19 protein-coding genes are annotated in these 21,371 nt (G+C 50.0%); 12 read left to right on the top strand and 7 right to left on the bottom strand.

The window, feature by feature from the left end; all coding sequences use genetic code 11:
* Positions 1 to 28 precede the first annotated feature (28 nt).
* The gene (locus GU926_RS16285) at positions 29 to 934 is read left to right on the top strand and encodes an ABC transporter ATP-binding protein (protein ID WP_160693733.1); all 906 of its coding nucleotides are present in this window, start codon (positions 29 to 31) and stop codon (positions 932 to 934) included.
* Positions 931 to 1,704, top strand: a complete 774-nt coding sequence (locus tag GU926_RS16280; protein WP_160693731.1) for an ABC transporter permease subunit — start codon at positions 931 to 933, stop codon at positions 1,702 to 1,704. Before GU926_RS16285 ends, GU926_RS16280 begins: the two co-directional genes overlap by 4 nt.
* A gap of 66 nt (positions 1,705 to 1,770) precedes the next feature.
* Here the strand turns inward: GU926_RS16280 and GU926_RS16275 are convergent, their stop codons facing one another.
* From GU926_RS16275 to dnaG, 4 genes are all read right to left on the bottom strand, one after another.
* Positions 1,771 to 2,265 (bottom strand): hypothetical protein, encoded by a 495-nt coding sequence (locus GU926_RS16275; protein WP_160693729.1) that lies wholly within the window; start codon positions 2,263 to 2,265, stop codon positions 1,771 to 1,773.
* A gap of 297 nt (positions 2,266 to 2,562) precedes the next feature.
* Positions 2,563 to 3,246, bottom strand: coding sequence for a hypothetical protein (locus GU926_RS16270; protein WP_160693727.1), 684 nt, complete (start codon positions 3,244 to 3,246; stop codon positions 2,563 to 2,565).
* Positions 3,247 to 3,506: 260 nt separating this feature from the next.
* A complete protein-coding gene (locus GU926_RS16265; RefSeq protein WP_160693725.1) occupies positions 3,507 to 4,715 on the bottom strand; it encodes a bifunctional 3,4-dihydroxy-2-butanone-4-phosphate synthase/GTP cyclohydrolase II in 1,209 nt (402 codons plus the stop codon).
* A gap of 804 nt (positions 4,716 to 5,519) precedes the next feature.
* Complete coding sequence (gene dnaG / locus GU926_RS16260) at positions 5,520 to 7,508, bottom strand: DNA primase (protein ID WP_160693723.1); 1,989 nt, start codon at positions 7,506 to 7,508, stop codon at positions 5,520 to 5,522.
* 322 nt (positions 7,509 to 7,830) lie between these two features.
* Between dnaG and GU926_RS16255 the strand changes: the two genes are divergently transcribed.
* The 4 genes from GU926_RS16255 (at position 7,831) to GU926_RS16240 (ending at position 11,752) form a co-directional block, all read left to right on the top strand.
* Entirely contained in the window at positions 7,831 to 8,931 is a 1,101-nt protein-coding gene (locus tag GU926_RS16255; protein WP_160693721.1) for an Mrp/NBP35 family ATP-binding protein, read from the top strand.
* A 4-nt stretch (positions 8,932 to 8,935) separates the two neighbouring features.
* Positions 8,936 to 9,214, top strand: coding sequence for a NifU family protein (locus GU926_RS16250; protein ID WP_160693719.1), 279 nt, complete (start codon positions 8,936 to 8,938; stop codon positions 9,212 to 9,214).
* Positions 9,215 to 9,425: 211 nt separating this feature from the next.
* Complete coding sequence (gene fahA / locus GU926_RS16245) at positions 9,426 to 10,703, top strand: fumarylacetoacetase (RefSeq protein WP_160693717.1); 1,278 nt, start codon at positions 9,426 to 9,428, stop codon at positions 10,701 to 10,703.
* Between the two features lie 143 nt (positions 10,704 to 10,846).
* Positions 10,847 to 11,752 (top strand): flavin reductase family protein, encoded by a 906-nt coding sequence (locus GU926_RS16240; RefSeq protein WP_232058364.1) that lies wholly within the window; start codon positions 10,847 to 10,849, stop codon positions 11,750 to 11,752.
* Positions 11,753 to 12,189: 437 nt separating this feature from the next.
* Here the strand turns inward: GU926_RS16240 and GU926_RS16235 are convergent, their stop codons facing one another.
* From GU926_RS16235 to porX, 3 genes are read right to left on the bottom strand one after another with little or no spacing between them, the layout of a single operon-like run.
* On the bottom strand, positions 12,190 to 13,422 hold the full coding sequence (locus tag GU926_RS16235) for an alanine dehydrogenase (RefSeq protein WP_160694868.1): 1,233 nt from the start codon (positions 13,420 to 13,422) through the stop codon (positions 12,190 to 12,192).
* A complete protein-coding gene (gene tsaE / locus GU926_RS16230) occupies positions 13,406 to 13,873 on the bottom strand; it encodes a tRNA (adenosine(37)-N6)-threonylcarbamoyltransferase complex ATPase subunit type 1 TsaE (RefSeq protein WP_160693715.1) in 468 nt (155 codons plus the stop codon). The genes GU926_RS16235 and tsaE overlap by 17 nt, the downstream gene beginning before the upstream one ends.
* Entirely contained in the window at positions 13,866 to 15,428 is a 1,563-nt protein-coding gene (porX, locus tag GU926_RS16225; RefSeq protein ID WP_160693713.1) for a T9SS response regulator signal transducer PorX, read from the bottom strand. The genes tsaE and porX overlap by 8 nt, the downstream gene beginning before the upstream one ends.
* Positions 15,429 to 15,563: 135 nt before the next feature.
* Between porX and GU926_RS16220 the strand changes: the two genes are divergently transcribed.
* The 6 genes from GU926_RS16220 (at position 15,564) to GU926_RS16195 (ending at position 21,243) form a co-directional block, all read left to right on the top strand.
* Positions 15,564 to 16,793, top strand: coding sequence for an HD domain-containing protein (locus GU926_RS16220; protein WP_160693711.1), 1,230 nt, complete (start codon positions 15,564 to 15,566; stop codon positions 16,791 to 16,793).
* A 21-nt stretch (positions 16,794 to 16,814) separates the two neighbouring features.
* Entirely contained in the window at positions 16,815 to 17,231 is a 417-nt protein-coding gene (locus GU926_RS16215) for a hypothetical protein (protein ID WP_160693709.1), read from the top strand.
* Between the two features lie 138 nt (positions 17,232 to 17,369).
* Positions 17,370 to 18,392, top strand: a complete 1,023-nt coding sequence (gene lpxD / locus GU926_RS16210) for a UDP-3-O-(3-hydroxymyristoyl)glucosamine N-acyltransferase (protein ID WP_160693707.1) — start codon at positions 17,370 to 17,372, stop codon at positions 18,390 to 18,392.
* Positions 18,393 to 18,423: 31 nt separating this feature from the next.
* Complete coding sequence (locus GU926_RS16205) at positions 18,424 to 19,818, top strand: bifunctional UDP-3-O-[3-hydroxymyristoyl] N-acetylglucosamine deacetylase/3-hydroxyacyl-ACP dehydratase (protein ID WP_160693705.1); 1,395 nt, start codon at positions 18,424 to 18,426, stop codon at positions 19,816 to 19,818.
* Positions 19,815 to 20,603, top strand: a complete 789-nt coding sequence (gene lpxA / locus GU926_RS16200) for an acyl-ACP--UDP-N-acetylglucosamine O-acyltransferase (RefSeq protein WP_160693703.1) — start codon at positions 19,815 to 19,817, stop codon at positions 20,601 to 20,603. Before GU926_RS16205 ends, lpxA begins: the two co-directional genes overlap by 4 nt.
* Positions 20,593 to 21,243 carry an ABC transporter ATP-binding protein gene (locus tag GU926_RS16195; protein ID WP_160693701.1) on the top strand — a complete coding sequence of 217 codons (651 nt, stop codon included), beginning with the start codon at positions 20,593 to 20,595 and terminating at the stop codon, positions 21,241 to 21,243. Before lpxA ends, GU926_RS16195 begins: the two co-directional genes overlap by 11 nt.
* Positions 21,244 to 21,371: the final 128 nt, after the last annotated feature.

The following is a 21,371-nucleotide window of genomic DNA, read 5'->3' as shown; positions in this document are numbered from 1 at the left end:
GCAGGCCATTCTCTAAGCAAAGACAGATTTGGCAAACGTATTAGACATACAGGGACTGAGCAAGCGGTACAAGTCCGTGCAGGCCCTGGACCAATTATCCATCAGCGTACCTGAGGGAAGCATTTATGGACTGCTGGGACCCAACGGAAGCGGAAAAACCACCACGCTGGGCATTGTCCTGGATGTAATCAACCCAACAGCCGGTACGTTCCGGTGGTTCGGCGAGGCACCCTCCAAGTCTACCAAGCGCCGCATTGGCGCCTTGCTGGAGACGCCCAACTTCTATCCCTACCTCAACGGTTTCCAGAACCTGAGAATAACTGCTGATATTAAGCAGGTGCCGCACGCGCAGATCCAACACGTGCTGGAAACAGTGGGCCTGGCCCATCGGCAGCACAATGACTTTAAAGGCTATTCCCTGGGCATGAAACAACGCCTGGCCATTGGCGCGGCTCTGCTGGGTGATCCAGAAGTATTGGTTTTGGATGAACCCACCAACGGCCTGGACCCCGAAGGCATAGCGGAAGTGCGGGAGCTGATTCTCAACGTAGCCCAACAAGGAAAGACTATTCTGCTGGCCAGTCATTTGTTGGACGAGGTAGAAAAAGTCTGCACTCATATGGCCGTACTTCGCGCCGGTAAATTAAAGGTAGAAGGGCCCGTGCAGTCCATCATGGCCACCAACGACCTGGTGTTTATAAACGGCGGTGCTTCTTTGGAGCAACTGGTGCAGATAGCGCAGGGATTACCGCTGGTGGCAGAGGCCCGTGTGTTGCAGCAGCAGGTGCAGCTAACCCTCCAGCAGGGAGCCAGCAGCTCAGACCTCAACCGTGCTTTCTTTGAGGCCGGCATTGCCCTGGGGCAACTGAACGTGCGCAAAAAGAGCCTGGAAAGTCAATTCATGGAAATTATTAAAGCAGACACCGCCGTATGATCTCATTGCTGCGCATAGAACTAAAGAAGATTCTCCCCTACCGCACCTTCTGGGTGATCCTGGGCTTGCAACTGCTGCTCATGTACGTGTTCTTTTACGCCCGCGGCCACGTGCAGATAAACGGACAGATGGCCGGTGCAGAGCTGTACCAGTTCCCCAAAATCTGGACGCACATTGTCTACGTGTCCAGCTACCTCAACTTAATTCCCTGCATTCTGCTTTTGATTTTGGTCACAGACGAGTACACGTTCAGGACGCTGCGGCAGCAAATCATTGACGGTTTTTCCAGAGCAGATGTGGTGAAGGGCAAGTTCTCTTCGGGGGTGCTGTTGAGCTTGGTCTGCGTCTTGTTTGCGCTGCTGCTGGGGCTTGGCTTCGGGATAATTTATGGCAAAGCGGTGGATGCCGGCACTATGTTCTCAGGCATTCAGGCACTGGGCTATTACCTTTTGCAGTTGCTGGGGTACCTGGCGCTAGCCATGTTTTTTGGCTTTCTTATTAAAAAGAGCGGCCTGGCCATTTTGGCCTTCATGGCCTACACGCTCATTGCAGAACCGCTCATCCATTGGAAGCTGCCAGACGCCGTGGACAAGTTCATGCCCATTAAAGCCATGGCCAGTCTCACGCCAAACCCCAACAGTGCACTGGTGCAGATGGTCCTAGGCGAGACAGAGTCCCTCACCCCGGCCCAAGCTTTGATACCGGTTATATTGTACATTGCCTTGTTCTGCTTTCTTAGCTATCAGTTGCTGCGCCAGCGAGATTTGTAGACGAGTTTTACCATATTCAAACAGAAAGGCCTCTCCCATGGGAGAGGCCTTTCTGTTTGAAACTTATTATTTAGCCAGCATATTCCATTGCTCCACAATCTTGATTAAATGATTGGGGTTTCCGTAGTCCAGCTGGTGTAGTCTGACAAACTTCCGCATGGCATTGGCATGGACGCCATAGAGAGGAGGTAGCTCTTTCCTGGGGTTTTCCAAGGCCACCGGATCTTGCCCTCGCATCTGTAAAAAGAATTTGTATCCGATCTGGTCTGCGGCAGATGGCGCAAGAGTACTTGAAGGAGGATCAAATTGAACATTCAAGGTAGGTACTCGTGTGGGGTTGGCATAAATGGTTTTTGCCGTTCTGCGCAAGAGCAAGGTATATGCGCCCGGCACTACTTCCTCAAAATAAGTAGGCACGTTTCTGTACCCCTTCCCTAGCCCGTTATAAGGCAATACTTTAAAATGCCGGGTATACCCATCCTGTAAATCTACCGCCTCAATGTACCGGACGGCAATAGGAGAAAGCGCAGCCTCTGTAATGTCTGGTAATTTTACGCGCACTAGTTCAAGCTGGTGATAAAAAGTGATGACTCCTGTTAGGGATTGTCCATTGGCCAGAAACACTTTTCCTTTCAACTTCTGATTGATACTTGCATGCTGTGAAACACTGTCCTTTGCCGCATTGCCTGAAACAACTTGTGCAAAAAGAGAAGGCCCCCAGAAAAACAGAAGCACAGAAAAAACCAGCTTTACAGGTAGTAAGTTGAATTGCATAAGAAGTAGATAAAATTTTGAATTTGGCTTTAGAACTCAATATAAGATTCTACCTCTAGCCTTCCACACTTCCCTTTCATCAACTTATGAGATTGTCCCGAAGTAGTTGACGATCTTCACCAAGTCTGGCAGGCTGGTATACTTGAGCTTGTTTTGCTTGATGTACGATTTCATCTGGCCGTTCTTCTTCCCGAAGATGGCTTCCAGGTCCTTCTTCACGTTTCTGAGCTCCTTCACCTTTCCATTGGGCAACAACAGAAAAAAAATGTCTTGCCGCGCATCTACGTAATAGGGAACGCCCCCTGGAGGATAACCGCCCGCCGGATAATATCCACCCATGTTCCGATAATAAGGGTCACGGCTAATGTCTTTCCTAACGGTGGTCTCCCGGCGCAGCAACCCGTATTTGCCAATGGCAATCTGCTCAAAGAACGCCGGGGCCAGAAAATCACTGTAGTCATTCCCGAAGTTCCATTTATGCGTCACGAACACTCTCCTAAAGCGCCCGTCTTTGTCTACGGCCTCAAACCCGCGCACGGCCACGGGAGCATACGCCACTACAGAGCCGTCTTCCTTCACTACCTTAATGAGGTCCTCGGTTCTGTGATAGGTGATTTTCCCATTCAGAGAGTCGCCGTTGGCCAGATAGATTTTACCCATTGACCATTCATCTACCAGCCCAGACGCCTGCGCCCTGGCCTGGACTGAGAACAAAACCGCCAGCACCAAAAGACCCAGCGCTTTCCTAACCATCTTCATCCAATTCATATTTCCCCCTGTTATATTCTGATATTGCTATATACTAAATTAACAACAATAAAGTTATTCCAACCCAGCCTATTAGAACGAAGAAAGGTGCACGTACCGTATCTTCCAACGCATGGCCAGATGCCAGAAACCTATCCCTTTATTTACGAATCAAATGCAAGAATCAGGCCTGAATTAGAGGCAAAAAGAAAAGGCGAAAAACGGATTCCCGGGTGGGTTTCCGTTTTTCGCCTCTTTTGGTGAAAACAGGGCAAAAACGCCTATTTGCTGCTTTTCATGATGGTGTGTCCCAGCTTGTCGCGCTTGGTGGTGAGGTAGCGCTGGTTGTGCTCATTGGGGGCAATCTCAATGGGCAGCTGCTCCACAATCTCCAGACCGTAGCCAATGAGGCCGGTACGCTTGCGCGGATTGTTAGAAAGCAGGCGCATTTTGGTTACGCCCAGGTCTCTTAAAATCTGCGCCCCTACGCCATAGTCACGCTCATCTGTCCCGAAGCCCAATTGCAAATTAGCTTCTACGGTGTCCAGACCTTGCTCCTGCAACTTGTAGGCCTTCAGTTTATTCAACAAGCCAATGCCGCGGCCTTCCTGGTTCATGTATACGATTACGCCTTTGCCTTCCTGCTCAATGATTTCCATGGCGCGGTGCAACTGCGGTCCGCAATCGCAACGGCAAGACCCGAAGATATCACCGGTTACGCAAGAGGAGTGCACGCGTACCAGTACAGGTTCGTTTTCTTCCCAAGTGCCTTTCACCAGAGCCAGATGCTTGGCGTTGTTGCTGCGCTGGGTGTAGGCGTACAGGTCAAAGTTTCCCCAGTCAGTGGGTAGTTCTACGGCAATCTCGCGGTCAATGAGGCTTTCCTTCTGAAGTCTGTATTGAATGAGGTCCTTGATGGAAATGAGCTTGAGGTTGAAGCGCTCGGCTACTTTTTCCAGGTCCGGCATGCGGGCCATGGTGCCGTCTTCGTTCATGATTTCTACCAATACCCCAGCCGGAGCCAGACCCGCCAGCAAGGCAATGTCTACGGCGGCCTCGGTGTGGCCGGCTCTCCTAATCACACCTTCTTTGCGCGCGCGCAGCGGGAAGATGTGACCCGGCTTGCCCAAAGACGCGGGGTCTGTGTTAGGGTCTGCTAGCGCCAGAATGGTTTTAGCGCGGTCAGAGGCAGATATGCCGGTGGTACAGCCATGGCCCAGTAAGTCTACTGACACGGTGAACGGCGTGGCGTGCAGCGCGGTGTTTCGGCCTACCATCAGTTCCAGGCCTAGTTCATCGCAGCGCTCCTCGGTGAGGGGGGCGCAGATGAGGCCTCGGCCATGGGTGGCCATGAAGTTGACGATCTCCGGGGTTATTTTCTCAGCGGCGCAAATGAAGTCACCTTCGTTCTCACGGTCATCATCATCTACCACAATGATCACCTTGCCCGCTTTAATGTCTTCTATGGCGTCTTCTATCTTATCTAACATGTCTGTAGAATAAAGTGAAGGCAGCGGATTTCCCACAACAGAAGCACCTCTGCCTTTGGATGCGCAAAGATAGCGGTTTTTTATGCCTAACCATCGTTAGGGAGTAGTATCCTTGAAGTGTGTGGGAATAGAAGCGTTTTTGGGGTGTTTTTTGGAAAGAAGGGTGAAAACGCTTTTTGTTTAGTGATACTACAGCTGCTTTTCAACGCAGATTCTCCCCTTGAGGGGAGCGAAGAGGGGTGTTTACACTCCCGTCTCTGCCTCCCAATATCGCCTTCCCAACCATCCTCTTTCCTTACTTTCTGCTCGCGTTTGTCACTTTTCTCCTTGATGAGAAAAGTAACCAAAAGAATCAAGAGCCCCCGAACTCGCTGAACGCTCGGACAGGGCGGGGGCTCGGAGAGGTGCACTGTGAGAAGTGATTCGTTTCATAGTAAACATAAGCCACTGAAAGTTGACAGGCTGTTGCCTTCTCCCTCGTGAAAAGAGACTTAAATTGACCAGTCTCTTTTCCCTCGGTCAAGGGTTGGCAGATTGGTATTGGAGATGTTGCAATGCCTTCATCGCCCTGCTGGCGGGTGGTTCATGAAATTACTGTAGAGACAACGGCGTTGCCTTGTATCTGGCGCGTTACCTACGCCACTTACTATCCTCACCGTCTGCCTCTACTCAAAAGACCTCGTAGCGTCCGGCAGGACCTGCGAGCGTCTGTACCAAATGGCGTTTTTGACCTCTTTTCCAGAAACCAAGCTAAAAACGAAGCTCCCAAAACTGTTTACTAATTACTGCTTACTGATAACTGCACTACCGGTTCACCACTATCCCCAGCATGTCGCCAATCTGTTTCTCAAAGTCTTTGAGGGCTTTGATGGTGCGGAGGACTTTGTCTAGTTCTTGGGGGTCTTGGAGGGTTTGCAGGCTGTTCATGTGCTCGCGGATCATGGCTTGTACGTTGCGCCATTTTAGACGTAAAACTTCGCGCTCAGAGCCGTACTGAATCAGGTCCACCTCACGGGGCACAAAGATTTCATGGGTGGCCCAGCCTTCGCTGAGTTCATATTTCTCACTGACCAGGTCAATTACCTCGTTCCGGATTTCTTTCTCCTCATGCTGCATAAACTCCGCGGCAGTGGGCATGAAGCCTTGCTCTAGTTTGATGCGGCACATGTCAAAAAGGCGTTTGTAAATGGGCGTCTGGAATTCAATATCCTCCAGCTCACCTAGCATAAACTGGCTGGTAGTGAGGCCTTCTTCTACTTCTTTATCAGCGTAGTTGAGGATGAGTCGGATGACTTCGCGCTCCCGGGTTTTGATGAGCGTGGAGGTATCCTCAGTCTGGTTTTCCTGTTCGTAGGCTTCGGCCTCAGCGGCTGCGGCGGCTTCCGCTTCGGCGGCCATTTCTTCAAAAGAGCCCGGCGAGTATGAGCCTGGCGAGAAGGCAGAAGGCGCAGAACCGGGCGTGGGCTTAGAGGACTTCTGCTCTGCCAGGTGAATCTTGTTGTACTCAGAAATGAGCACCTGCTCGTCAATCCCAAACTGGATGCTGCACTGCTTCAAGAATACCGACCGCTTGATGGCATCCGGGATCTTAGCAATGGAGACCACCATTTCACGGATGGCCTCGGCTTTCTTGACAGGGTTATTTCTGGCCTCTTGTGCGTAGAGTTCAGACTTAAACGAGATGAAATCCTGGCTGTGCGCTTTGAGGTATTCCTTGAATTTGGTATCGCCTACCTTGCGGATGTAGCTGTCGGGGTCGTCACCGTCCGAGAACAAGACCACGTCTACATTCAGGCCACCTTCCAAAATCAGGTCGATGCCACGCAAAGAGGCTTTGATACCCGCCGGGTCACCGTCATACAAAACCGTAATGTTCTTGGTGTAGCGCCCAATAAGTTTGATTTGGTTCTCGGTGAGGGACGTCCCTGACGAAGCCACCACGTTCTCAATGCCGCCCTGGTGCAGAGATAATACGTCCAGATAGCCTTCTACCAGGTAACAGACATCTTCCTGCCGAATGGCCTGCTTGGCCTGAAACATGCCATACAGCACATCAGACTTATGGTAAATAGGCGACTCTGGAGAGTTGACGTATTTAGGCGATTTCTTGTCATTGCTCTTGAGCGTCCGCGCGCCAAAGCCAATAGTACGTCCGCTAACGTTATGGATAGGGAACATGACCCGCCCCCTGAAGCGGTCATACTGTTTGCCTTCCTCCTGCTTGACAATGGTGAGGCCGGTTTCTTCCAAGTACTTTAATTGGAAGCCTTTTTCCAACGCCGCCTTGGTAAAATCATCCCAGCTATCTAAGCTGTAACCCAACTCAAACTTCTGAATAGTAGCCGCAGACAAGCCGCGTTGCTTAAAGTAGGGCGCGCCTATGCTCTGTCCTTCGTCGTTTTTATGAAGTGCCTTGACATAGTATTCTTTCGCGAAATCTGAGATGATGAAGAGGCTGTCCTTCTCATTTTGAGCTTGTACGGCGGCTGGGCTAGTATCTTCCTCAATGTCAATGCTGTACTTCTTAGCCAGGTACTTGAGCGCCTCTACGTAGCTGGTGCCCTCAATGTCCATGATGAACTGCACGGCGTTGCCCGCCTTGCCGCACCCGAAGCACTTGTAAATCCCCTTGTTGGGCGCTACTGAAAAAGACGGTGATTTTTCATAGTGGAAGGGACATGGCGCCCACAGGTTCTGGCCCTTCTTTTTCAAACTCACAAAATCACCCACCACCTCCACTATGTCGGCTTGCTGGATGATCTGGTCAACAACTTCTTTCTTAATCAGGGCCATGGGTACTAAAGGGAGATGCTAGTAGCTAGAGGCTAGACTTTTCTACTAGTATGCTTATGAAAAGAAGACAAAGATACGGCTAGGATTCTGCTATTCATTGCCAATTCTAATATGCGAAGTTAATTTCAAAAAGCCATTATAGCTTCTAGGGTCCCATCGTTGATTAATCCGTTTTTGGCTTTTTTTCTGAAAAACAGGCCAAAAACGAATCATTGCGGGAAATAGAGTATCCTGCGCGCTACTACAACTACTTCTTGCCTTTTAGCTTGTTAGAGAGATAGTGTGTATCTTTGCAGGAGCGAAATTTAGCGCCTATATTCCTATGGCCATTACCAAAGAAGACGTATTAAAAGCCCTTAGTTATGTAGAGGAGCCAGATCTTGGAAAAGACTTGGTGACTTTGAACATGATTGAGGATGTAGCAATAGACGGCCTTAAGGTGAGTTTCACCGTGATTCTCACCACGCCGGCCTGTCCCCTCAAAGACCTCATCCGGAGCGCCTGCATCAGGGCCATCACCACCATGGTGGACCCTGCCGCCGAGGTGACCGTGAACATGACCTCCCGCGTGACCACTGCCCGCGTAGATACCACGGTATTGAAAGGTGTGAAGAATATTATTGCTGTGGCTTCTGGCAAAGGAGGCGTGGGCAAGTCTACCGTAACCGCTAACCTGGCCGTGGCCTTGGCTCAGTCTGGTGCGAAGGTAGGTTTGGTAGACGCTGATATCTCGGGTCCATCTGTGCCGACTATGTTTGGCGTAGAAGATGCTCGTCCTGTGGTGTACCGCACACCCGAAGGTCAGAACCTCATTCAGCCGATTGAGAAATTTGGTATCAAGCTTATCTCCATCGGGTTCCTGACGCCGGCAGAACACGCGGTGGTTTGGCGCGGTCCTATGGCCAGTTCTGCTTTGAAGCAGTTTATCACCGAGGTAGAATGGGGCGATTTGGATTATTTACTCATTGACCTTCCGCCGGGAACCAGTGACATTCACCTGACGTTGGTACAGACAGTACCGGTAACGGGCGCCATCATAGTGACCACTCCGCAGAAAGTAGCCATAGCCGATGCCGTGAAAGGTTTGCAGATGTTCAGACAACCGCAAATCAACGTGCCGGTCTTGGGATTGGTAGAAAACATGGCCTACTTCACCCCAGCCGAACTGCCTGATAACAGATACTATATCTTCGGGCAAGGCGGAGGACGTGATTTGGCAGAGCGCTACGGGGTTCCATTTATTGGCGAGATTCCGTTGGTACAAAGCATTAGAGAGAACGGTGACGCGGGCACCCCGCAGATTCTGGAAGAAGGCTCACCGGCTACCGCGGTATTCAAGCAGGTAGCCGAAGAAGTGGCCCGCCAGGTGTCTGTTAGGAACGCCAGCATGGCCAGAACTCAGGTAGTAGAAATTAAAGCGTAAGCATATGGTAGACAGCGCATTGAATGAAATATTGCTTCTTCAGGTAGAGCAGGCCTTAGACACCATTCGTCCGTACTTGAAAACAGACGGAGGTGATGTAAAGGTGCTGGAGATATCAGAAGAAAAAATAGTGCAGATTGAGTTGGTGGGTGCCTGCGGTTCTTGCCCAATGTCTGCCATGACTTTTAAAGGCGGTGTAGAGCAAGCCATCATGAAAGCCGTCCCAGAGATTAAAGGAGTAGTGGCCGTCAACCTGACGCCTATCTCTGAGTCTTTCGTGTAAGAATGCTTTAGATTTAAAGATTAGAAATACGCCCGCGGGGTTTTGAGGATTCTTATGTTCTCAATACCCCGCGGGCTTTCTGTTTTTAGGCTCTTTTCTGGAAAACAGGCTAAAAACGGCTGGCCGCCGGAAAACTCCTACTGCTTCTGATTAAACTTCAGAATTGTCGGGAAGGTCGCTATCTTTGTTTACCAACCTATGTCATGTTTTTATGATTAGAGCCAACGACCCATCCCTTCATTCCTGGATTCAGATTGCGCCAGAGAGTGACTTTCAGATACAGAATCTTCCCTTCGGCATTTTCCAGGCCCAGGACCGTGACCCGCGCGTAGGCGTGGCCATTGGCGATTATGTCCTAGACGTGTACGTGCTTACCCAGCACGGCCTGTTTGACATGCTGGACGTGGAAGATCCTACCGTTTTTCATAGACTTTACCTCAATGATTTCATTGCCTTGGGCCGTCCTATCTGGCGCCAGGTGCGGGACCGCATTTCTGAACTCCTGCGCAATGACAATCCAGAGATTAGAGACAACCGCGAATTGATGGCCGAGTGCCTGGTGAAGCAGAAGGATTCCCAGATGCTGATGCCAGTACGAGTACCTAACTATACCGATTTTTATTCCAGCATGGAGCACGCCACCAACGTGGGCACCATGTTCCGGGACCCAGCCAATGCCTTATTACCCAACTGGAAGCACTTACCGGTGGGTTATCATGGACGCGCTTCGTCCATCATACCATCTGGCGTACCGGTGCGCCGACCTAAAGGACAGACCAAACCTGTTGATGTTGATTCTCCCATCTTCGGGCCTACCAAACAGTTGGACTTTGAGTTGGAGGTAGCCTTCATCACTGGCAAATCCACGGAGTTGGGAACTACCATCACCACCCTAGAGGCTGAAGAGCATATCTTTGGCATGGTGCTATTCAATGACTGGTCTGCCAGAGACATTCAAAGCTGGGAATATGTGCCGTTGGGACCGTTCTTGGCTAAGAACTTCGCGTCATCTATTTCGCCGTGGGTAGTGACCCTAGACGCATTGGAGCCGTTTAGAGTACCGGGACCAGTTCAAGACCCTGCCGTGTTGCCTTATTTGGAATACAGCGGAGAGAAGAACCTAGATATTAACCTGGAAGTAACCTTGCAGGCACCCAACATGAGTCAAGAAGCGGTGATTTGCCGTTCTAACTACCAATACATGTATTGGAACATGAACCAGCAGTTGGCGCACCATACTATTAATGGCTGTAACCTAGAAGTGGGTGATATGTATGCCTCGGGCACCATCTCTGGCCCTACCCCAGATTCATATGGCTCTATGCTGGAACTGACCTGGCGTGGCACCAAGCCGTTAACCTTACCAGACGGTTCTGAGCGTAAATTCATCCACGACGGCGACACCATCACTATGCGGGGCTACGCCGAAAGAAATGGCGTGCGCGTGGGTTTCGGGGAAGTGAAAGCCCAGATTTTACCCGCTATTTAGATGATTTGAAAATGTGAAGATGTGCAGATTTGGAAATGGTTTAACCTAACCATGGCACAATCGACCTAGAAATCATTTTAACGTGATTTCTTCTTCTCCACATTTTCAAATCTTCAAATCTCCACATCTTCAAATTAAAAAAAGTGAAAGTTTTTGACCCGAAAGAGATTTCAACTGGTGAGTTTCATGCTTTGATGTTGGGCGCCATTGCGCCCCGGCCCATTGCTTTTGCCAGCACCGTAGACAAAGAAGGAAATGTGAACCTGAGCCCTTTCAGCTTCTTCAACTGCTTCGGGTCAAATCCGCCGGTGCTCATCTTCTCCCCTGCCCGCCGGGTGCGCGACAACTCTGGCAAACACACGCTGGACAATGTGCTGGAAACGGGCGAAGTGGTCATCAACATCTGCAACTACGCTATTGTGGAGCAAATGTCTTTGGCCTCTACGGAGTATGACAGAGGCGTCAATGAATTCACGAAGTCTGGTCTAACGCCAGTGGCTTCTACCTTGATTGCCCCTCCCCGCGTAGCCGAGGCGCCAGCCGCTTTTGAGTGCAAAGTATTGGAAGTGAAACCCATCGGCGACAAAGGCGGCGCGGCTAACTTGGTCATTTGCGAAGCGGTACTCCTGCACGTGAATGAGAACATCTTGGGCCCGGACGGTAAAAAAATTGACCCCTTCAAACTAGACGCCGTCGCCAGACTAGGCGGAGACTGGTACCTCCGCGCAAACGGGGACTGCCTATTTGAACTACCCAAACCTTTGCAATCCAAAGGCATGGGCATTGACCAATTGCCTGCTCACATACGTACCAGCAAGGTTTTGACCGGCAACAACCTGGCCCGCCTAGGAAATACCGAAGCCATGCCCACGCCAGAAGAACTGCGGGCCTACGAGCATGAGCCGATGTTGCGCTACATGCTGCAAACCCACGCCCAAGACACTCAGGAACAGGAACGCCAACTGCATTTATTCGCGCAGAAGATGCTGGAAGAAGGCCGGGTGCAAGATGCCTGGAAGGTGTTATTATTGGCTCAGCCGAAAGGATAATCAATGGCCGTTTTTGGCTTATTTTCTGGAAAAGAGGCGAAAAACGGGTATTGATTTCTAGTTGTGAGTTGCTGATTGTTCCCTGCTCCATAGCTCTATAGGAAACCAATATAACGCGAGCCTCCAGACTCTTGGCAAGAGAATAGTGAGTCTCCAAACTCACGCCTGTCAATTAAAGGTTTTATTAATGCAGGGACTTTTTTTGCCTTTTCATAAATCAAAAAGGAATACGTGGGAAACAAGCAGTGCTTGGTTTCTACAGAGCAATCCAACAATATCAATATCCCCTCATTCTAACCTTCTCCCTCAGAGAGAAAGAAATTTAAATCAAGAGGTCCGTTTTTGGCCTGTTTTCATGAAAACAGGCCAAAAACGGACCTCTTAAAATATGATAATCCAATCCTGAAAAATCGAAAGCAATCCTGAAAATCCTGCTTCTAGTTACGCACGGCAATCATCAAACTCAACTCCTTGTATCGCATGTTGAATTTCTTGGCGATGGCGGCGTTAGTGAGGCTTCCTTTGTAGATATAGACGCCGCTACGGTAGTGTTCATGGGTGAACAGCACCTCGTTGATGCCGCCATGCTTAGAGATTTCCAGGAACATGGGTGTGAAGATATTGCTCAGGGCTTTGGTAGCGGTGCGGGGTACGCGGGATGGGATGTTGGGAACGCAGTAATGAATCACGTCATACTTGCGGTACACCGGGCGGTTATGGGTAGTCATCTCTGAGGTTTCAAAACAGCCGCCTTCATCAATACTCACGTCAATGATCACAGATCCGGGGGTCATCTTGGCTACCACTTCTTCAGCAATCATACAAGGAACTTGGCCTTCTTCAGCAGTGACGGCGCCAATCACCACGTCTGCGTCTTGTATCTCTTTGTGCAGGATGGTATTGTCTAGCGTGGAGGTGAAAATCTGCGCGTTGACGTTATGCTTCAGCCTTCTTAGTTTGTACAGATGGTTGTCAAAAACCTTTACTTCGGCACCTAGACCTAAAGCCGCACGTGTAGCATACTCTGCAACGGTACCGGCGCCAATGATGACTACTTTGGACGGTGGCACACCAGTGATTCCGCCCAAAATAACGCCTTTGCCTTCTTTTCCACTGCTTAAGTATTCAGCGGCAATCAGCATGACGGTACTTCCGGCAATCTCACTCATGGCTCTTACGACGGGTCTGGACTCAGACTTGTCTTTGAGGAGCTCAAAGGAGATGGCGCTTATTTTCTTGCGACTAAGGGCCCCAATGTACTCAGAAGTGAGGCTTCCTATCTGCAAGGCAGAGATAAGCGTCTGCCCCGGCCTGAAGTATTCCATCTCCTCCAGCGTAGGTGGGGCAATCTTCAAAACGATGTCGGCCTCGTAGATTTCTTTGGTGGAATATACAATCTGCGCACCGGCCTCTGAAAATTCATGGTCAGAGTATTTAGAAGGGCCCCCAGCCCCGGATTCTATCCAGATCTCGTGGCCTTGGTCTACCAGTTGCTTCACAGATTCTGGGGTAAGGCCAATGCGGTTCTCTTGCAGAGAAGACTCCTTCGGGATGCCGATGAAGAGGTTGCGCTTGCGCGTTTCCACGGCCAGCATAGACTCTTTGGGCATTAGACTACGGGCAGTGGCCTTGGTAAGGGCCTCAAATCCAGTGCTAGGCTTTTCCGTCATTTCCTCCATAAACTCTCATCTGTATGGTACGCGCTTCGTCCTGCGGGCCGGTGGCAATGGATACTATAACACCTTCTTCTGGCAACAGGTTCTCAATTTTGGATGGCCACTCAATCAGACACAGATTGCCGGAATGGAAATATTCTAGCACTCCAATGTCCAGAGCTTCGGCGGGGTCGTCAATCCGATAGAAATCGAAATGGTAAATGACCTCGCCACGGGCGGCCTCATACTCATTCACCAAGGCAAATGTGGGACTGCTTACGTGCTCTTGCACGCCTTTGGCTGCACATATCGCCTTGATAAACGTGGTTTTACCCGCCGCCATCTCGCCTTCAAACAAAATTATTCTTTTTTGACCGATAAATGCCAAAAAATCAGCGGCAGCTTTTGGAAGCTCTGCTTTAGAGGAAATCTGTAGGGTGCGTTCCTGCACCAATGGGTCAGGCATTTTTAGAGCTAAGGGTGACAAATGGAATAATGGTTTCTTCTAAAGAGACGCCCCCGTGCTGGAAGGTGTCTTTGTAGTAGTTGACGTAATAGTTATAATTATTAGGGTAAGCAAAGAAGTCGTCGTTCATGGCAAACACATAAGCGGTAGATACATTGGCCTTGGGCAGATGGAAGCGCTCTGGCTTGCGGCATACCAATACATCCTTCTCTGTAAAGCCCAGATTCTTGCCGTGCTTGTAGCGCAGGTTGGTGTTGGTGTTGCGGTCGCCAATAATTTTAAAAGGCTTCTTGACGCGCACCGTGCCGTGATCTGTGGTGATGATTAAGCGGCCCTTTTTCTCTGCGATGGCTTTTAAGGTATCAAACAACGGCGAGTGCATGAACCAGGAACGCGTCAAAGAACGGTAAGCAGCCTCATCGGCGGCTAGTTCTCTAATCATTTGCATGTCTGTGCGCGCATGGGAGAGCATGTCCACGAAGTTGTAAACAATCACGTTGAGTTTGTTAGACTCCAGGTTGTTCATCTTGGCTACCAGTTCTTTACCTGCTGTGATGTTGGTGATTTTATTGTAGCTGAACTTCTCTTTGATGTTGTTCTGCTGCAACTGTATCTCCAGAAAATCCTCTTCGTGCATGTTTTTGCCTTCTTCCTCGTCATCAGACACCCATAGGTTAGGGTATTTCTTGGCGATTTCTGCGGGAAGCATGCCTGAGAATATGGCGTTGCGGGCGTAGGCAGTGGTGGTAGGCAGAATGGAGTAGTACATCTCTTCACTTTCTACATTGAAGTAGTCGGTGATGATGGGCTCCAAGACCTTCCACTGGTCATAGCGCAGGTTATCTATCAAGACAAAGTAAATAGGCGTGTCGCTTTCCTTCATCATCGGGAAGACGCGGTCTTTGAAGAGCTTGTGGCTCATCAACGGAATTTCATCCGTCTCATCGTTCACCCACTCCTCATAGTTATCCATGATGAACTTAGCAAAATTGGTGTTGGCTTCGTCCTTCTGCATGTTAATCACGTCGGCCATGCTTTTACCCTCGGTCTCAGCAATCTCCAGTTCCCAGTACACCAGTTTCTTGTAGACATCGGCCCACTCTTGGTAATTCAGGCGCTCGCCGAAGGCCATGCCCAGCATCCTGAAGTCGCGCTGATAGGAGCTATTGGTTTTCTCTTCTACCAGACGGCGGTTGTCCAGAATCCTTTTAACTGAGAGCAGGATTTGGTTGGGGTTGATGGGCTTGATGAGGTAGTCGGCAATCTTGGAGCCGATGGCCTCTTCCATGATGTGCTCTTCCTCGCTTTTGGTAATCATGACCACCGGCAACAGCGGTCTAAGGGCTTTAATCTCAGAGAGCGCCTCCAGGCCAGAGATGCCGGGCATGTTCTCGTCTAAGAAAACAATGTCGAAGTTTTGTTCCTGAACCTTCTCTATGGCATCGGCGCCGCTGTTCACGGGCGTCACGTCATAGTCGCGTTCTTGTAAAAAGAGAATATGAGGCTTGAGCAGGTCAATCTCATCATCCGCCCACAAAATAGTATATCTTTGCATGGCTATATTTTTTTCATTTTATGTGTTGGCTGGGGGATTGTGCGGCACGCAAAACGCCTCCTTACAGGGGGTTCTTCCGTATAAATCGCACAACTATACAATTACCGACAACGGACACAGAAGAACTTAGTTATCTTGAATAAGAAAAAAATCTTCAACGACCCAGTCTACGGCTTCATCACGGTCCCCTCTGAGCTGCTGTTTGACATCATCCAACACCCGTACTTTCAGCGTCTTAGACGCATTAAGCAATTAGGCCTTACAGAGTTTGTCTACCCTGGGGCGCTGCATACGCGGTTTCACCATGCCTTGGGCGCTATGCACTTGATGAGCATTGCCATCCAGAGCCTGAGCGGTAAAGATAACCGTATTTCTGACAAGGAATGTGAGGCCTCTATGGCGGCCATTCTCTTGCATGACGTGGGGCACGGACCTTTTTCTCATGCCCTGGAGCACGCTATTTTTGACCAGGTGCCGCATGAGCAGATTTCTTTGCACATCATGCAATTGCTCAACGAGGAGTTTGACGGCAAGCTGCAACTGGCCATTGACATCTTCACAGACAGCTACGAGCGTCATTTCTTTCACCAACTGGTGTCCAGCCAACTGGACGTAGACCGCCTAGATTACCTGAACCGCGACTCTTTTTATACGGGTGTCTCTGAAGGTTTGATTGGCGCAGACCGTTTATTGAAGATGCTGAACGTAGCCGAAGACCAGCTAGTAGTAGAAGAGAAAGGCATTTACTCTATTGAAAGCTTCTTGGTAAGCCGCCGCCTCATGTACTGGCAGGTGTACATGCACAAAACCGTGACCTCTGCCGAGCAGATGGTCATGAAAGTGATGCAACGCGCCCGCGAGTTGACCCAGCAAGGCATTCCGGTGCCCGCCAGCCCTGCGTTGACTTTCTTCTTGGGTGAGTCTTTCTCCATTCTGGATTTTGAGCGCGACCCAAGTATCTTGAAAAAGTTTATTGCCTTGGATGACTATGACATTTGGGGCGGCATCAAACAATGGGCTGAGCACCCAGACCAGATTCTGAGCTACCTTTCTGTCTGTTTGTTGGAGCGCAAGTTGTTCAAAATCATCTTATCCCCAACTCCGTTTGAGATAGAGTTCTTAGAAGGCGTGCGCGAACTGGCCATGGAGCAGTTCCATGTTCCCGCCGAAGAGGCGCATTACCTGGTAGTGACAGGCAAAATCAGCAACAACGCCTATGATTCTGTGGGAGAGACCATCAATGTGCTCACCAAGCAGAGTCTGATAGTGGATGTGGCCCAAGCCTCTGATCTGCCCAACATCCAGGCACTGAGCAAGAAAGTGGAGAAGTACTACGTCTGCTACCCTAAAGAGATTGCCTCTTAATATTAAGGCTTCCTTACCAAAATGATTATTTTCCAGAACGGCTTGCTCACCTTAGACTATGAACCCTCTACAGACATTTTGTTTGTAGAGTGGCCCGATATACAGGCGTTTGTGATGCCGGAGATAAAACAGGCTCTACAAATACTGGTAGATCATATCAAGAACTATGACATTAAGCGTCTCTTGATTGATGCCTCCAAAACAAACCTGGAAGTACAAACCGAAGAATACACTGTCCTGCTAAAAGAATTCGGCACCAATCTCATGACCACGCGGCTGGAAAAACTGGCCCGTATACAAACGGGCAGCGGCAGCCGGGAAAACAGCGTACAGCAGGCCAGGAAAGAAACCCAGTTTACTGTGCGGCTAGAAAACTTCACCAACAAAGAAGAAGCCCTGGATTGGCTAAAGCAGAAAAAAGAGCCTTTATTCACCTAATTTGCCATTACTTATCAATAGGTAATTCTTTACGCCAGGGCTCGCCAGACGGCTTCTACTCCTATTCCCTTCCCAACCGGACACCAGTTGCCCGGCCAGAGCAAAGCATAAAATAAATTGTTTCTGTAACTTTACCCCATGGAATTTACAGTACAACAAATAGCTGATTTACTCCAAGGGCAGGTGCAGGGAGACGGTCAGGCCACGGTAAACAGACTTGCCAAGATTGAAGAAGGCACCCCTGGGTCGCTTTCTTTCTTGTCTAATCCCAAGTATGAGCCCTTTTTGTACACCACTGGCGCTTCTGCCGTGATTGTGTCCAAAACCCTTGAGGTAAAACAGGCTGTTGCCACCAACCTTATCTTGGTAGAGGACCCGTACAGCGCTTTTTCTACCTTATTAGAAGTCTACCAACAAGCCTTGGCCTCTATGCGCGCGGGCGTGGAAGAGCCTTGCTATTTGGGTGAGAATTCCAGCATTGGTCCCAATCATTACCGCGGGGCATTCTCTTACATTGGCAAGAACTGTAAGATTGGCAAGAACGTCCACATCTACCCTCAAGCTTACATAGGCGATAACGTCACCATCGGCGACAATACGGTCATTTATGCCGGCGTAAAAATCTACCCAGACACCGTCATTGGCAGTTCCTGCTCTGTGCACGCTGGCGCCGTCTTAGGTAGTGACGGGTTTGGCTTCGCGCCGCAAAAGGACGGTAGCTACAAAACAATTCCGCAGATTGGCAATGTGGTGATAGAAGACCATGTGAGCATTGGCGCCAACACTACGGTAGACTGTGCTACCATGGGCTCTACCATCATCAGGACCGGTACCAAGATTGACAATCTGGTGCAGGTGGCCCATAACGTAGAGATTGGCAGACACACAGTGGTAGCCGCTCAGACTGCTTTTGCGGGTTCTTCTAAAGTAGGCAACTACTGCACCATTGCCGGGCAGGTAGGCGTGGTAGGCCATGTGAGCATTGCAGACAGAACCATTGTAGGCGCTAAATCAGGCATCTCTAAAAATATAAAAGAGGAGGGCACTTTCGTACAGGGAGCGCCTGCTTTTGACTATAAACAAAACCTGCGGGCTATGGCTGTCTTCCGTAAACTGCCCGAGCTACAGAAACAGGTAGATGAACTCAGAGAAAAGCGTTAACTTTGACCCCTCTTTACCTATTTAGTGCCGCATGAACGATAAACAGCATACCATTAAAGCACCGGTGACGGTTTCTGGTATTGGATTGCATACAGGGGTCATCTCCAACATGACCTTTTTGCCTGCCCCCATTAACCACGGGTACAAGTTCCAGCGCGTTGATTTACCTGAGCAGCCCATTGTAGACGCTGACGTAGACAACGTGGTAGACCTTTCCAGAGGGACTACCATTGAGCAGAACGGTGCCCGCGTCAATACCGTGGAGCACGTTTTGGCGGCATTGGTAGGCTTAGAGATTGACAACGTCCTTATTCAGTTAGACGGCCCCGAGCCTCCTATCATGGACGGTAGCTCTATTCTGTTTGTGCAGCCTTTGATGGAAGTGGGCCTGGAAGAACAGAATGCCCTGCGTAACTTCTTTGAGGTGCCAGAGGAAATCAGGTTCAGAGACGGTGCCCGCGAGACAGAAATCGCCATTCTTCCGTTGGATGATTACCGCGTGACCGTGATGGTAGACTACCATTCTCCGGTTCTGGGTTCTCAGCACGCTTCTTTAACTGACATTTCTCAGTTTAAAGACGAGATTGCCTCTTGCCGCACCTTCTGCTTCTTACATGAGCTGGAAATGCTGTACAAGCAGAACCTCATCAAAGGCGGTGACCTAAGCAACGCCATTGTGGTGGTAGACCGCGTGGTAGAAGACAATGAACTGGATTACCTGTCTGACCTGCTTAAAAAGCCTAAAGTAGAGGTAAAGAAAGAAGGTATCCTCAACAATGTTGACCTGCGCTACAGAAACGAGCCCGCTCGTCATAAACTCCTTGACTTAATTGGTGACCTGGCCCTGGTAGGCCGGCCGTTGAAAGGACAGATTCTGGCTGCGCGCCCGGGTCATGCCTCCAATGTGGCCTTCGCCAAAAAAATAAAGAAATACATCAAAGAGACGTCGGTTAAGAACACACCTGTGTATGATCCTAAGAAGACACCGGTGATGGACATCAACCGCATCTCACAGACTTTACCTCACCGCTATCCCTTCCTGCTGATTGATAAAATCATTCATCTGGATGAAACCACGGTGACGGGTATCAAGAACGTGACCATGAACGAGCAATTCTTTCAGGGCCACTTTCCGGGTAACCCCGTGTTGCCAGGCGTGATTCAGATTGAGGCCATGGCGCAGACGGGCGGTATTTTGGTGTTGAACACCGTGCCGGACCCAGAGAATTACTGGACTTATTTCCTAGGCATTGACAAATGCAGGTTCCGGAGAAAGGTTATTCCCGGAGATACCATTATCTTTAAATGCGAGCTGTTGGCTCCAATTAAGCGCGGTATCGCAAAAATGCAAGGTCAGGCGTTTGTGGCCGGCCAATTGGTAATGGAAGCAGAAATGTCTGCTAGCATCGTAAGAAAAGACGTATGAATCAGCCCCTCGCATACATCCACCCCGAGGCTAAAATAGCCCAGAACGTTGTCATTGAACCGTTCACTAGCATTTACAAGAATGTGGAGATTGGGGAAGGCACCTGGATTGGCCCTAACGTGACCATCATGGAGGGCGCCCGCATAGGCAAGAACTGCAAGATTTTTCCGGGGGCGGTAATCTCTTCCATTCCGCAGGACTTGAAATTTGCCGGCGAAGACACCCTTACCTTCATTGGGGACGGCACCGTGATACGTGAATGCGTGACCGTTAGCCGAGGCACCGTGGACCGCATGAAAACCGTGGTGGGCAGCAACTGCCTGATCATGGCCTATGCCCACGTAGCGCATGACTGCATCATTGGCAACAACTGCATCATGGGCAACGCCGTGCAGATGGCCGGCCACGTGGTCATGGGAGATTATGCCATCATCAGCGGAGCCAGCGCCGTGCACCAGTTTGCCAAGATTGGCGCACATGCCATGGTCTCTGGCGGATCTTTGATTAGAAAAGACGTTCCGCCGTTTGTGAAAGCGGCGCGTGAGCCTTTGTCCTATGCCGGGGTAAACTCTATTGGCCTGCGCCGCAGAGGCTACACCAACGAACAGATCAACGAAATACAGCAGATTTACCGCATTCTGTATATGAGCGGCTTGAACAACGCCGCCGCCGTAGACAAGATTGAACTGGAAATCTCTCCTAGCCCAGAGCGTGACGAAATCCTGAATTTTGTCCGTGACTCGGGCCGTGGCATCATCAAAGGCTATCAACGGGATGCAGATTAAGCTAACGTCTGTTGGCAAACGCTATAATTACGAGTGGATTTTTCGGAATCTGTCCTATGAGTTTGTGTCTGGAAAGGCATACGCCATCTTAGGGCACAACGGCTCCGGGAAATCCACTTTATTGTCTCTGCTCAGCGGCTTTCAACTGCTTTCTGAAGGGGAAATCGCTTATTCTATCGGTGGCAAGCCACTTCTGGTAGAACAAGTATACCACCACCTCTCCCTGGCCGCTCCTTACCAAGACTTACTGGAGGAGTTGACCCTGGAAGAGATGATTCAGTTTCACACCCGCTTCAAGGGCCTTCGGAGCATCACCGCCCAACAGCTACCCGACGTTTTGCAACTTCAAAAAGCAAAGCACAAGCTGGTCCGTGATTTCTCCTCAGGCATGCGCCAACGCCTCAAGCTAGGCCTTGCCATCTACTCAGACACTCCCTTTCTCCTCTTAGACGAACCTACCACCAACCTGGACCAGGCTGGCGTGGCGTGGTATCTGGAACACCTGGCGCAGAACCGCAAAGACAGACTGGTCATCATTGGGTCCAACGTACCCCATGAATACAACTTCTGCGACGAACAACTGCCCATCAACCAATTCCATTACACTTCACCCAATCGTAAGAGTAGCTTGTTGAAGTAGTAATCGTTTTTGGCCTGTTTTCTTGAAAGGAGGCTAAAAACGCGGTTAGACACTCGCAGGAGCTGCGCGCACTACGAGGTCATGAAGAGTCTTGAGTCGCGAGTCTTGCAATGCGTTTTTGGGCTGTT

This window comes from Nibribacter ruber (genome assembly GCF_009913235.1).
Lineage (GTDB): Bacteria > Bacteroidota > Bacteroidia > Cytophagales > Hymenobacteraceae > Nibribacter > Nibribacter ruber.
This window is presented reverse-complemented; position numbering and strand designations above follow the sequence as displayed.

Bases quoted from the DNA above. Each gene is read 5' to 3' on its own strand.
- GU926_RS16280 (WP_160693731.1), top strand. From the start codon at position 931: ATGATCTCATTGCTGCGCATAGAACTAAAGAAGATTCTCCCCTACCGC.
- GU926_RS16270 (WP_160693727.1), bottom strand. From the start codon at position 3,246: ATGAATTGGATGAAGATGGTTAGGAAAGCGCTGGGTCTTTTGGTGCTG.
- GU926_RS16265 (WP_160693725.1), bottom strand. From the start codon at position 4,715: ATGTTAGATAAGATAGAAGACGCCATAGAAGACATTAAAGCGGGCAAG.
- dnaG (WP_160693723.1), bottom strand. From the start codon at position 7,508: ATGGCCCTGATTAAGAAAGAAGTTGTTGACCAGATCATCCAGCAAGCC.
- GU926_RS16255 (WP_160693721.1), top strand. From the start codon at position 7,831: ATGGCCATTACCAAAGAAGACGTATTAAAAGCCCTTAGTTATGTAGAG.
- GU926_RS16250 (WP_160693719.1), top strand. From the start codon at position 8,936: ATGGTAGACAGCGCATTGAATGAAATATTGCTTCTTCAGGTAGAGCAG.
- fahA (WP_160693717.1), top strand. From the start codon at position 9,426: ATGATTAGAGCCAACGACCCATCCCTTCATTCCTGGATTCAGATTGCG.
- GU926_RS16235 (WP_160694868.1), bottom strand. From the start codon at position 13,422: ATGACGGAAAAGCCTAGCACTGGATTTGAGGCCCTTACCAAGGCCACT.
- tsaE (WP_160693715.1), bottom strand. From the start codon at position 13,873: ATGCCTGACCCATTGGTGCAGGAACGCACCCTACAGATTTCCTCTAAA.
- porX (WP_160693713.1), bottom strand. From the start codon at position 15,428: ATGCAAAGATATACTATTTTGTGGGCGGATGATGAGATTGACCTGCTC.
- GU926_RS16215 (WP_160693709.1), top strand. From the start codon at position 16,815: ATGATTATTTTCCAGAACGGCTTGCTCACCTTAGACTATGAACCCTCT.
- lpxD (WP_160693707.1), top strand. From the start codon at position 17,370: ATGGAATTTACAGTACAACAAATAGCTGATTTACTCCAAGGGCAGGTG.
- GU926_RS16205 (WP_160693705.1), top strand. From the start codon at position 18,424: ATGAACGATAAACAGCATACCATTAAAGCACCGGTGACGGTTTCTGGT.
- lpxA (WP_160693703.1), top strand. From the start codon at position 19,815: ATGAATCAGCCCCTCGCATACATCCACCCCGAGGCTAAAATAGCCCAG.
- GU926_RS16195 (WP_160693701.1), top strand. From the start codon at position 20,593: ATGCAGATTAAGCTAACGTCTGTTGGCAAACGCTATAATTACGAGTGG.